7 protein-coding genes are annotated in these 12,914 nt (G+C 63.5%); 2 read left to right on the top strand and 5 right to left on the bottom strand.

The window, feature by feature from the left end:
- Window positions 1–82: 82 nt before the first annotated feature.
- The gene (locus ABFD92_17475) at window positions 83–2,530 is read right to left on the bottom strand and encodes a transglutaminase domain-containing protein (GenBank protein MEN6506329.1); all 2,448 of its coding nucleotides are present in this window, start codon (window positions 2,528–2,530) and stop codon (window positions 83–85) included.
- A 577-nt stretch (window positions 2,531–3,107) separates the two neighbouring features.
- Between ABFD92_17475 and ABFD92_17480 the strand changes: the two genes are divergently transcribed.
- Complete coding sequence (locus tag ABFD92_17480; GenBank protein MEN6506330.1) at window positions 3,108–4,889, top strand: alpha-L-fucosidase; 1,782 nt, start codon at window positions 3,108–3,110, stop codon at window positions 4,887–4,889.
- Window positions 4,890–5,031: 142 nt separating this feature from the next.
- On the opposite strand, the gene ABFD92_17485 is transcribed toward ABFD92_17480, so the two are convergent.
- The 4 genes from ABFD92_17485 to dinD form a co-directional block, all read right to left on the bottom strand.
- Entirely contained in the window at window positions 5,032–8,658 is a 3,627-nt protein-coding gene (locus ABFD92_17485) for an efflux RND transporter permease subunit (GenBank protein ID MEN6506331.1), read from the bottom strand.
- A gap of 6 nt (window positions 8,659–8,664) precedes the next feature.
- Entirely contained in the window at window positions 8,665–9,954 is a 1,290-nt protein-coding gene (locus ABFD92_17490) for an efflux RND transporter periplasmic adaptor subunit (GenBank protein ID MEN6506332.1), read from the bottom strand.
- Window positions 9,947–10,684 (bottom strand): TetR/AcrR family transcriptional regulator, encoded by a 738-nt coding sequence (locus ABFD92_17495; GenBank protein ID MEN6506333.1) that lies wholly within the window; start codon window positions 10,682–10,684, stop codon window positions 9,947–9,949. Before ABFD92_17495 ends, ABFD92_17490 begins: the two co-directional genes overlap by 8 nt.
- 283 nt (window positions 10,685–10,967) lie before the next feature.
- A complete protein-coding gene (gene dinD, locus ABFD92_17500; GenBank protein MEN6506334.1) occupies window positions 10,968–11,837 on the bottom strand; it encodes a DNA damage-inducible protein D in 870 nt (289 codons plus the stop codon).
- Between the two features lie 156 nt (window positions 11,838–11,993).
- On the opposite strand from dinD, the gene ABFD92_17505 reads away from it, so the two are divergent.
- Complete coding sequence (locus ABFD92_17505; GenBank protein ID MEN6506335.1) at window positions 11,994–12,815, top strand: hypothetical protein; 822 nt, start codon at window positions 11,994–11,996, stop codon at window positions 12,813–12,815.
- Window positions 12,816–12,914 lie beyond the last annotated feature (99 nt).

Raw genomic sequence — 12,914 nt, forward strand, 5'->3', positions numbered from 1 at the left:
CGGCAGCCTTAGCTGCCGCTTTGGAAGTTTCTCGGCGGCCGAACAACTCTAAAAGCGGCAGCTAAGGCTGCCGCACTCCATACTATTTTGGCTTTGTCGCCGGCTGAGGCAGCTTGAGCTTCAGGTCGATCTTCGCGCTGAACATGTACTGAAAATCGCCGCGGGCCTGGAGGGTTTCACAGAGCGTCTTGAGCGAGGGCTTGAGATTGTGTTCGCTGCGAACGCCGTTGGCTGTGATGACGACGGGCTTGGCGAAGTCGATCAGCCGCTCGTCCAGCAACAGTGTGATGTTCGGGGCCTTGTCGCTGGTGAGCGTGACGGCGTTGTTCTCGCACTGGGCGTCGATCTGGGCGGTGGGAACGCCGGTGGCGCCCAGCCAGTTGAAGAACGGACGCTGGTCGCAGACGGTCCAGCTCACGTGCCGCGGCAGCGGATTGCGCACGTGCGGGTACATGTCGGCAGTCGTGTCGCGGTCGGGCAGGCCGCCATGGCCGTGGTTGATCTCCTCCATCGTCACCGGGTAGATGTCCGTGCGATCGCCGCGGAGTTTCTCGATCTCCTTCTTGAGCCACTTGTTGCGGTCATAGCGGCCGTACGCGGTATCGCGCGTGCCGATCATGTACGTGAAACGCGTGTTGCGCAGGTTGCGCGGCCAATCATTGAAATCATACGGCGCCGCCGCCGAGGCATGCACCGCGGCGAAGCTGTCGGCCATGATCATCCCCTGAAAAAACGCCCCGTACCCGCCGTGGGAATAGCCCATGAGGTAGACCTTGTCGGGGTCGATGTCGGCGTACACGGCCAACTGGCGGATGAGCTTTTCGGTCAGGTGCAGGTTATAGCCGGCGTAGAAGCCGTTCCAGTCGTTATTGGGGGCGCGGATGGCCAGGTACAGGTACCCGCCTTTTTCCGGATGGTCCTTGTAGTAGATCTGCATGACCTGCCACTGCTGGTCATTCAGTTCCTGCGGGGCATTACCGCCGCCGTGCATCGCGATAAACAGCGGCCAACCATTGGCGGGCATTGTGCCGACGGGCCGGACGACATATGGGCTGGTGTATTTATCCCACGTAACCTTCGAGCCCTTGACGTCGGCTTCGTATTCGCTGCGAGCGTGCCCGCTGACGTACGCGGCCCAGGCGGCCTTGCGGACAAACTGCGGATGCCTGGCCAGCAGCTCGTCGGCCGCCGCGTCGAAGGCGATGGCGCTCCGCTTGTCGGGGGCGGCCTGGAAATATTCCTTAAGCGCCTTGGAGACGGCGGCGCCTTGCGGCGAGGCAAACAGCCCATGCTCTTGCTCGCTCAGCGTCAAACGCGGGGACACTCGCGGCCGCGCCTGGTCCATCGACAACGTGAGGTCCTGCCCGTCCTCCTCCATCGTCAGGGTGTGCTTGAGCGTGAAGTTCAGCAGCGAGGCTTCGATGCGGTACTTCTTGCCCAGCGCCAGCGTGAGGACGAGCTTGTCGTTGAGGTCGTGGCGCTCGTCCTTGGCTGTGCCGTCGAACACCTTCTTGTCTGCCTCGTCGGTGACAACGAGCTTGGCCGGGACTCGCTGCTTTTTGGGACCGGCGACGACTGTCAGCGTCAGCCTCCCTTGCCCTGCCGGCGGGGGCGGCACCTTGGCGGCGTAATGTGTGGTGACGTTGACGGCGGAGACGTAATCCACATTCGGCGCCCACGCCAGGAGGAATCGGGTGGGCGTTCGTTTGAAGCTGGCGGCGTAGATCGAGTGGACGGGGTCGTTGGCCATTCCGGCCGACGCGCGGCCGACGAACCAGGCGATGTCGAGCTTGTCACCGGTGGCTTCGGCGGCGCCGGTGAAGTGCCATCGGCCGTCCCAGACTTCGACCCAGGAGTGGTTGCCGCTGCCGTCGGTCCAGATCGTGCCGACGAACCGCGCGGGCACGCCGACAGCGCGGCAGGCGTCCACGGCAAGAATCGCCAGGCCGGTACACGAGGCCTTGCCCGAGGCGATCGACTCATACGGGCTCTGGTCGGGCTTGGCCCGCTCGGTCGAGTAGCGCACCTTCAGCAGCGGAAAGACCTGGGTGTTGATGGCGCCGGCGGCCTGCGTGATGGTTTTGCAGTCTTTGATCAGCGGCAGGAAGCGGGTGTAGAAATCTTTGCGCCACTGGTCGCGCCGCTCGTTGACGCAGCAGTAGGGGAGGATCTCGTTGAGGAACATCTCCTTGGAGATCGTCTTGCCCCAGGGGACCTGGTCCATGACCTTGTAGGCATACTCGACGTTCTCAAGCAGAAAGTCGGCCGACAGGCTCGTCAAGTCGCGCGGCGGCATGTTGGCGATGAGGAACTCCATGCCCTCGCGCTGGGCGGTGGGAACTTTGTCCAGCGCCTTTTGAAGCTGGGGGGCATTGGCGCCGGCGCTCTTGAGCGCCGCGGCCACAGCCGGGGCGCTGGATGGTTGGATGAGTGGATGGGTGGATGGTTGGGAAGTCTGGGCGCAAGCGGCCTGGATGCTCGCCAGAATCACGATACCAGTCGCCACGCGTGCCGCAATGAGCGGATTCATCGTCTATCCTTAGTCTGGAGAAGCCATCTTTTATGGGTGCCATGGCGGCCGTCGTCCAGCGCCATGTCTCCGTTGCGTGAAGCGGTATTCTATCAGCAGCGGTCCTCGAGCAAAACTCCAGGCCGGCGCGCAGGACTCAAGTCAGGACAATGCGAGGCCGGAACGGCCGGCAGATGATAGCCGGGTTGTTCCGCCGCGGAACCCCCGGGAACGATCCCTTTTTGATTCAAGCCCTGAAAGGGCGGCACAAAGGCGGGGGAAAGTGCCGCCCCGCTGGGGCTGGGGATGGGAAAGAGCCCTCGTTCCGGGGCCTCACGCCCCCGGCCACGATATGTCGGCCCTTTGGCCCTGCGGATCGTTCTTCTTTCCTTAGCACGCTTGAGCGTGCTTGCTGGAAGCACGCTAAAGCGTGCTGACAATAGAAGGATCCCTGCATGCTCACCCCGGCGTAAGACGCCGGGGCTAGGTCCGCCTTCGGCGGGACAAAACCCGCTGAAGCGGGTTAAGGACCGATCCACTTCTTGCTTATCCTCGGCAGGGGGATATAGTGCGTTCTTTATCCCACAGGAGTTGGCCGATGCCAAAACTATCCACCACACGTTCCGCTTCCCACAGGAAGAATGCCGCCAAATCCCGCTTTGACTGGTTCAACGAGGCCAAGTTCGGCCTCTTCATCCACTGGGGGCTGATGGCCAAGCTCGGGGCCGCGCTGACGGGCAACACGCACGTGACCGAGATTGAGAACAAGACCTCGATCAACACGTACCGCGAAATCGCCAGGACGTTCAACCCCGTCGCGTTCGATGCCGACAAGTGGGTCCGCATGGCCAAGGCCGCCGGGATGAAGTACGTCGTCTTTATCTCCAAGCACGTCGAAGGCTTCGCCATGTTCAACTCCAAGGCCACCCCGCACAACATCGTGGCCGGCACGCCGTTCAAGCGCGACCCGATGGCCGAGCTTTCCAAGGCCTGCAAAAAGCACGGCCTGACAATGTGTTTCTATTACTGCCAGGTGCTGGACCTGGAAGACCCCGATGCCGTGGGCAACAGCGTCGACTACCCCGACCAGGACGCCAAGGTCCTCCAGCGATTCCTCGACCGCAAGGTCAAGCCCCAGCTCCGCGAACTGCTGACGCAGTACGGGCCCATCGGCCTGATCTGGTTCGACGTGCCCGTCAAGATCACCAAGGCCCAGAGCCAGGAACTCGTCGACCTGGTGCGGTCGCTCCAGCCTGACACGCTGATCAACAGCCGCATCGGACACGGGCTGTACGACTACATCTCGGCGATGGACAACGACAACCCCAACGCCGGTTATTCGCTGCCGTGGGAAACGCCGGCGACGATGAACAACAACTGGAACTACGCCGCCAACGACAACGCGTACAAGAGCCCTCGCGAGATCATCCGCACGCTGGTGGACATCGTCAGTAAGGGCGGCAACTATCTGCTGAACATCGGGCCGACGCCCGAGGGCACGTTCCCCGGTCCGTCGGTGCGGCGGCTGCAGGATCTGGCCAAGTGGATGGCCCCGCACAGCGACAGCATTCACGGCGCCGGCGCCTCGCCGCTGCCGCGCCAGTACGTCTATCGCTGGGGCCGCGTGACGACCAAGGGCAGCCGCCTGTTCCTGCACATCTTCGACTGGCCCCTCGACGACACGCTGACCCTGGCCGGCGTGCGCAACAAGATCCGCAAGGCGTATCTGCTGGCCGACAAGAGCAGGAAGCCCCTCAAGTGCACCCGCAGTGCGGCCGGCGACCTGAGCGTATACGTTCCGGCGGAAAAACTGCCCGCGCGGCTGCTGGACGACATCGACACCGTCGTGGTGCTCGAACTGGCCGGGGCGCCGGACATCGACCCGCGCGTCGTGCTGGGCAACAAGGACAAGACAGTGCTAGCCGCGTACGAAGCCCGCCTGCACGGACCTAACGCCTCGCACGTCGAGTGCGTCTGGGACGCGTGTGTGGCGATGGCGCCCGACTGGCAAGCCGGGGCCGACATGTGGGCCGCCCTGCCGGGGCAGTTCGCCGGCAAGCGATTGAGCTGCGTGTCCAACTGGCGGGCGGAAGATTCGCTGAGCTGGGAGATCCGCGTCGACGCCCCCGGCACATACGACCTCGATCTGACCTACGACGCCCCGAAGGACTCCGTCGGCAGCGAGTTCGTGGTGACCATCGGCAAGCAGACCATCGCCGCCAAAGTCGAATCGCAAGGCTACGGCTTCGAGATGAAGAGCATCAAACTCGGCAGCGTGGCTTTCGACAAACCGACAAGCTGCACGGTCTCGATCAAGCCCAGGACGCTGACCGGCACGTGGCTGATGAATCTCGAATCCGTCACGCTGACGCCACATTAATATAAAATGCGGCCCCATGGAGTGCGGCAGCCTTAGCTGCCGCTTTGGTTGTTTCTACGATGGTGCTGTAGCGCGGCTGCGAGCATTGCCGCGACCGAAAAACATCCAAAGCGGCAGCTAAGGCTGCCGCACTCCATAGATGTCAGAAGTCTTCTTTTTCCGGTTCGGCGGTGCTGTCGTCGCCGGCTTTCTTTAGGCCGCCGCCCCAGAAGAACTTCTGGCTCAGGCGGGCGAAGCTGACGTAAAGCGTGGGCACGACGACCAGCGTCAGCACCGTGGCGATGGCCAGGCCGAAGATGATCGCCACGGCCATCGGACGCCAGAACTGGCTGGACTCGCTCTTGGTGGCGAAGGCGAGGTTCTCCAGATCCACGCCCATGCCGATGGCGGTGGGCACCAGGCCCAGCAGCGTGGTGACGGCAGTGAGGATGACCGGGCGCAGGCGCGTGGCGCCGGCTTCGATGGTCGCCTCGATGAGGTCCTTGCCTCGCTTCTGCAACTGCCGCGTATAGTCCAGCAGCACGATGGCGTTGTTGACGACGATGCCCGCCAGGCTGATCACGCCGATGCCGGTCATGATGATGCTGAAAGGCGTGGCCGTGGCCATCAACCCGATCAACACGCCCTCCAGGCTCAGCAGAACGGTCACCATGATGATCATCGGCACGGAGATCGTGTTGAACTGGATCACCAGAATCAGCGTGATGCTCAACAGGGCGAAGATGAAGGCCTTGTTCAGGAATGCCTGGGCCTTCTGCCGCTCTTCCTCTTCGCCGGCGTAGCTGACGCGGTAGCCTTCGTCCACGACCAGCGTGTCGGGCGGTCCGACCAGGTCCGGATAGGCCGCCGTCAGCGCCTTGCGGTTGAGGCGCAGCACGTCGTCTTTAGACACTTTGCCGCCGGCGATGAGCTTGCGGTCGACGTCGTCCTGCTCGGTCTTGCCCAAATCTTCGACCTGCACCACGCCCGGGGTAGCCAATGCGTCGTTGACGGCCGAGAGCACCGTCTCGCGAGCGAAGGCATCGACGGCCTCATTGGTAATAGCGGCCGGTTGGGTCTGGGCGGTCCGGGTGCGGGCGCTCAGACGGCTGGACAGATCGGTTCTGGCGGCGGCGTCGCTTGTCAGAGCGCGCAGGGCGATGTTGGCGGTGTCGCTGTTCTTGTCTTTGGCGGCGGCGATCAGGCGCGGGCCGAACCCGGAGGGGGCAAGCATGGCCTGCGAGAAGGTCTTCCAGTTTCGGATGTCGCTGGAGCGCAGGGTTAGGCGGCCCAGCGGTCCCAGGCGGCGCTGCACTTCGGCGAGCACTTCGGTGCTCAGGCGTCCGTCGGCGTCGCCGGAGAGGGTGACGACGCGTTTCTGGTCGATGCGACTGATGGTTCCGAACCCGCCGGCGTAGGTGAACTCGCCCAGCGACGACAGGGGCACGGCCTTTCCACCGCTGGTCGGGACGCGCAGGCGCAGCGTGTCCTGGATGCGGCTGCGCTGCGACTCGGGCAGGCGGATGGTGATGTCGTACTCGTCGTTGAACTGCCGGTAGATGCCGACCTTGGAGCCGAAGATAGCGGTCTTGAGGAAGTTGCCGATCACGCGGCTGTTGACGCCCAGGCGGGCGGCGCGGCGGCGGTCGACCTTCATGCGCAGCTCCGGGCGGGCGGCTTCATAGTCGCTGGAGAGGTTCACCAGGCCCGGCACGTCGTTGATCATCGCCTGCCCGCGTGCGGCCAGGCCGGAGAGCTTCTTGAAGTCCTCGCCGATGAACCGCACGGTGACAGCCGCCCCGGTCGGCGGGCCGTTCTGGGGTTTCTCGACGACCAACTCGACGCCGGGAATGTCGTCGAGGTACTGGCGCATGGCGGTCAGGGCCAGGGTCGGGTCCTTCTTGCGATCCTCGAAATCGAGGAATTGCAGCGTGATGGTCGCCACGTGCGGACCCGAGGCCTCGCCGGTCAGGGCCGCGGAGATGCTGTTTCCGGGCGAGCCGACGTTGCTGATCATGTATTCCAGCTCGTGCTCGTCCCAGTGCGGGTCGATGCGCGACTCGACCAGCCGCGCGATGCGGTCGGTCTCGTGAATGTTCGTGCCCTGCGGGGCGCGGATCTTCACCAGGGCGTTGCGGGGCTCGGTGTCGGGGAAGAGCTGCACGCCGTGCCCCAAGATGCCGAAGGCGATGACGGTGACGATCAGGATCAGGAACGAGCCGCCCAGCGTGATCGCCCGGTGCGCCAGGGCCTTGGCCAGTGCCCAGCGATACATGCGGATGATCAACGGGTCGCGGGCCGATTCAATCTTGCGCTTCACACCGCCGCCGAACATCGAACAGATCGTCGGGTTGATCACCAGCGCCACCAGCAGCGAGCACGTCAGGGTGATGATCAGGCAGATGGGCAGGTACTTCATGAAGCTGCCCATGATGCCCGGCCAGAACATCATCGGCGCAAAGGCCGCCAGCGTCGTCAGGGTGCTGGTGACGACTGGCCAGGCGACCTCCGCCGTTCCGCGCCGGGCGGCCTCGATGCGCTTGTAGCCCATCTGCATGTGGCGGTAGATGTTCTCGACGATGACGATGGCGTTGTCGACGAGCATGCCCAGGGCCATGATCAGCCCGAAGAGGATCATCATGTTGAGCGTGTAGCCCAGGATCTCGATGACGGCGAAGCTCATCAGCATGCTCAGCGGGATGATCGTCGAAACGATCAGGCTGGTGCGCAGGCCCATGAACACCATCAGCACGACGACGACCAGCACCAGGCCGGTGAAGATGTTGTTCTCCAGGTCCGACAGCATGCTGCGGACGTGGTCAGACTGGTCCATCGTGATCTTGAAGGTCACGCCCATCGGCGCCGCGGCGCGGAAATGCTCGAGCACCACCTTGGCCGTGTCGACGATCGAGAGGATGTTCGCTCCGCTGCGCTTCTTGACGGCCACCGTGATGCTCTCGTCGCCGTTGAGGCGGGAGTAGGTGTCGCGGTCGCGGAAGGTGTCATGGATGCTCGCGATGTCGGAGAGGTAGATCGTGCGCCCGTCGCGGGTGGCCACGGGCAGCAGGTCGACCTCCTCGGGCTTCTGGAACTCGGCGGGCACGCGGATGTTGAACCGCATGCCGGGCGTTTCGAGCCCGCCGGCGGAGACGTTGACGTTTTCCGACGGGATCAGTTGCATGACCTCGGGGATGCTCAGGTTGTAGGCGGCGAGGCGGTCGGGGTCGATCTCGACGCGGATCTCGCGCTCGCGCGCCCCGAGCACCTGGCACTCGAGCACGCCGGGGATCTTCTCCATCTCGTCCTGCAGGCGATCGGCGATCACCTTCAACCGCGCCGGCGAGGCGTCCCCGGCGACGTTGATCATCAGGATCGGCATCTCCTGGAGGTTGATCTCGGCGATGGTGGGTTCCTTGCGTTCCTCGACGGTCGGCAGGTCGGGCTTGGCCTGGTCGATGCGGTCGCGGACGTACTGCAGGGCGTCGTCGATCTTGATCTCGGGGAAAAACTCCAGCGAGATCATGCTCATGCCTTCGGCGCTGCTGGAACGCATCTCCTTGAGACCCTTGAGACCGGCGAGCTTGTCCTCGAGCTTCATCGTGACGGAGGTCTCGACGTCCTCGGGGCTGACGCCCTCGTACGTCGTCGTCACCAGCACCTTGGGGATCTGCACGTCGGGAAAGCTCTCCCGGGGAAGGGTGATGTAGCTGTACACCCCGGCCACGATGATCAGCAGGATCATGACCATGATCGTGGTGCGGTTCTTGATGGCGGCGTCGGTGATAATCACGGCGGGTTACCTGGGGGTCTTCCCCGAAGCGGGTTTGGCTGCTCCATCGGCGGCGATCGGCGGCGGGCTGTCCAGACCGTTGGGCCGGTATGGCCCCTTGATTCCGCGCACCACGACCTCCTGACCGGGACCGACGTACTGCTGGCCCTCGACGATCAGACGGTCGCCCGACCGCAGGCCATTGCCCGCCTGGCCGTTGGAAGGCAGCACGCGAATGCGGTCGTCCTTCATCAGCCCCACGCGCACGAATCGCGGCTGGGCCTTGTCGTTCTCGACCACCCAGACGGTATAGCCTTTTTCCAGCGGCAGGATCGCCCCCAGGGGCACCATGATCGCGTCGCGCACGACCTGGCGCTGCAGGCGCACGCGCACCATCTGTCCGCTGCGCAAGGCGCGACCCTTGCCCTCGGAACCGGTGCCCTCACCGTTGGGAACCGTCAATTCCGTGCGGCTGGTCAGCGACTGGGCGTTGGCCAGTTCGCTGATGTAGCGGATGGTGCCTTGGAGCTTGCGGGGCTGGGTCGCCGACGTTCCGCCCGTCGAGGCCTGCGACACCGCCGCCTCCTGGTCGTCCGTCGCCGTCAGACCGGTATAGACCGCCACGGCGTCGCCCTTGCGGAGCAAGGCCACGTCGCGCTCGGGGGCGTCGACAACCACCACCGCCGGATCGAGGTCCACAATTTCGGCGATGCACATGCCAAGCTGAATGTACTCGCCTTCTTCCTTGGGCAGTTGATTGAGCACGCCCTCAATGGGCGCCACGATCGTGGCGCGCTCGAATTTGGCCTTGGCCGCGTCAAACAGCGCCTGGTTCACCCCCGCATTGCTGCGGGCTACATCCAGCTCGCTGTCGGTCGCCAGCGGCGGCGTGCGCTTGTGCAGCGACTCGATGCGCTCCAGCTCACGCTGCGAAATCTTCAACTGGCTGCTCGTGCGGTCGAGCTCGGCCTTGAGTAGGTCAGTGTTGAGCTCGATGAGCTTGGCGCCCTTTTTGACCACCTCGCCCTCGCGGCCGTGAATCTTCATGATCCGCCCGTCCACCTCCGCGCAAACCTGCACCACGCGATTGGGCTCGACCACGCCGGGAATGACAAACGTGTCTGGCATCTCCGCCAGGGGCTCGATGACCTCTACGGTCACGTTGACCGGTTTGCGCTGCGGCAGAGAGGCTTGCGGCCGCGAGCAGCCCGCGGCGATTGTCGCCGCGACCAGCCCGCCCAGAACCAGCAGCGCCATGCGCTGGCCCCGGCGGGACGGGCATCGCTCGCGCTGTGTTCTTGTGCCATCGTCACGCATCGTGGTTTCCCTTTTGTTGTACGTCCGCGCCGTGCGGCGCTCCGGCGGCCATGCTCGTCACCAGCCCGTTCTTGAGCGCTTCGAGAAAGTCCTCGTCTACCGCGGCCCCGACACCCAGGATGCTCTGGAGCGTCAGGCCGTTGAGCAGGGCCATCACCGTCGCGCTGGACCATTGTGGGTCCATGTCGCGAAACTCGCCGCTGGCCACGCCTTGGTTCACGATCGCCTCGATGCGCCGGCACTGGTCTTGGTGAAGCCCGCGCATCGCCTGGATCATCTGGCCCTGAGGGTCTTCCCGCGAGGCCGCCAGCCAGAACTCCAGCACCAACGCGCCCATCGCGCGAAAACGCTCGAAGTCGTGATACCACACGTCCAGCAGCCGCCGCAGCTTCTCGCCCGAGCCGATCGGCTCGCCGATCAACTCGTCGGTCTGCTGCTGGGCCGAGGCGATACTCTCCTTGAACAGCGCCAGGAACAGGTCCTGCTTGCTCTGGAAATAGTTGTACAGGCTGCCCTTGGCGACCCCCGCCTGCGAGGCGATCTGGTCCATCGTCGTTCCGGCATAGCCGTGGGCGTCGAAGGCCTTGCCCGCCGCGGCCAGAATGTCCGCCCGCCGATTGCCATGATGCCCGTTGGGCGAGGCGCCCGGCGCGCCGTCCGCTTGGCCCTGAGGCGCGTCGGAGCCGCCGCCAGCCGGGGCGTCTGTCGGTTTGTCGGACGAGTCGTCCATTGTCTTCGTCTCCAGAGCCGCTCAAATGTCCCAAGCAGGCAAGCCAAGAGTCTCCACCCGCAAGGGCCATCGAAATCGTCGTTCAGTCCGGCCAACAGTAAGGTCATTCACTTAATCTATCGCGATTGTGCCTACGACTGACCGGTCAGTCTGCCCTATTTCATGACTGACCAGTCAGTCACAACATACTAGCTCCTCTTGCGGCACTTGCAAGAAAATTATGGAAGGCGCCAGGGCGATCTGGTTGCGCCCGAGCGAAGCGAGCCCGCAGGTTCTTCCGGTTCTATTGCGGATCGCCAGCCAATCCCTTGGCGTCTTTGTCGCCCAACTGCAATTTGGCCGGAGCCTTGGCTATTCGCTTGCGCACTTGTTTGATGTGCTCAGCAGGAGGGATATCCTCCGGGGAGGTACCCCCGATTCGCTTGATGGCGTCCCTCACTTCTTTGCCGACCCGCGCATGGGTTTCGATAGCGCGGCCTGGATCATGGATGTTTTCCCGTGCGAGTTTCTCGCGAGTCTGCGTCATCCGGAACTGATTGGCCGCCAATTCCGTCGTATCCATCCGATCCATCAGTTGTTCTTTGGCGGGAATCCCTTTGCGGGCTTTGATCTGCTCTCTGCCCAACCCGCCGTATAGCCCTTTGTACCCGGCGTCGTGAAACATCCCGAACATCCGATCCTGGACTCCGGCCGTCCTGGCGGCGCCCGAAAGCGCTTTGAACTCTTGGGAGGTCTGCTTGCGGATCTCCAATCGCTCCAGATCGGCTGCCGTCGTATCGGATATCTCCTGTCTGCGGGTCTGGACAGCGAAGTATTTCTGGGCTTCAGCGATTTGAGCGATGCGAGGGTCGCCATTCTGCGCGATCAAATAGCATGCGAAGCGGGAAAGCATGTAGTCGTCAACGTCTCGAACGCCCCCCTTGCCCAAAGCGATCATTTTGCGCGCGCGCGCAAAGTGATGCGCCGGATCATTGCCTGACTGTTCACAAGAGATTATGCCTTTCTTGATCGCCTTCTCGAAACTGCGCCATTGCTTATATCCCAACAGTGGCTGCAGTTGCCGGGCTGTCCAGTATTCTGCCCCATGCTGGTTCAGATTCTTCAAACTCTCAAACGGACTGCGATCAGAAGCCGGCAAATGGTTTTCAGACATGAAGATTATCCTTTTCCGCCCGCTATCTTTTGAGGCATGAACAATAGCCTATCCCCGCCCAACATCTCTGTCAAAGAGGAAGCGGGAGGCGATATCCATTGGACCAGTTCGGCGTCCGGCCGTAGAATTGCGGGCAACCAAGATCGGGAGACCAACATGTACTATCTCTATGCGTTGGCGGTGGCGGCGGTTCTGGCGGCCTCGAGCGCTCCGCCGGTCGTGCCGGATGGGGCGCCCACCTTCAAGAGCGGGCAGTACCGCCTGGCGGTGAAGAAGATCGATCTGCAATCGACGCTGGACTACGCCCAGCCGTCCAAGACGCGGCATCAGATCGAGATCGATGCGGTGATCGCCACGCCCGAGAAAGTCGACGCCGTGGCCGTAGGCAAGCACCTGGAGGTAGTCTCGGTTATCGGCGCCGGCGGCGAGCAGTTGCTCAAGCCCTCCCGGAGCAAGGCCTCGGGGACGTACAAGGCCGACGCCTTCAGCATCGTACACGCCAAGACGCTGTCGGCCGAAGCGGTGGTGGACCGGGTGGAGCTGATCGCGCCGGCCACGCAGATCAAGACGATGAAGCTGGCGACGCAGGTCATCGTGGCCAAGTCGCGTCAGACCAAACGTCTCGCGGCGGTGGTGATGGAAGATATGGTCGAGGCGGCGCCGGGTCTGGAGGTTCGCGTCGCGAGCCTGCGGATGAGCGCCAAGCGAGAACTCGAGGTATCCATCGAGTTCAAACGCGGCAAGAACGGCGTGGGGTTTCCGTTCCTCGAAGCCGTCTACGCTCTCGACGGCGAAGGCAAGACCCTCGGCAGCGGGCGGATAGGCGAAGGGGACCCGATAGGCGCCAGAGGCAAAGTCACCGCCAAGTTCCCCCTGGCCAGCGACGAAGTACACCGGACGCTCAAGCTTGTGGCCGTCACCGAAGACCGGGTCGAGCCCATCGAGTTCGAGCTGAAGGGCTTGTTCATGAAACCGTAATGTCTCCGTCGGTGGCGAAAAGCCCTTGTCGCGCGGGGGGCGGGCGGGTAGATTTTTCTCAGGCACTTTCCGGGCAGATGCCGCCGCGGCGGTCCGATG

It is taken from the genome of Planctomycetaceae bacterium, from assembly GCA_039680605.1.
Lineage (GTDB): Bacteria > Planctomycetota > Phycisphaerae > SM23-33 > SM23-33 > JAJFUU01.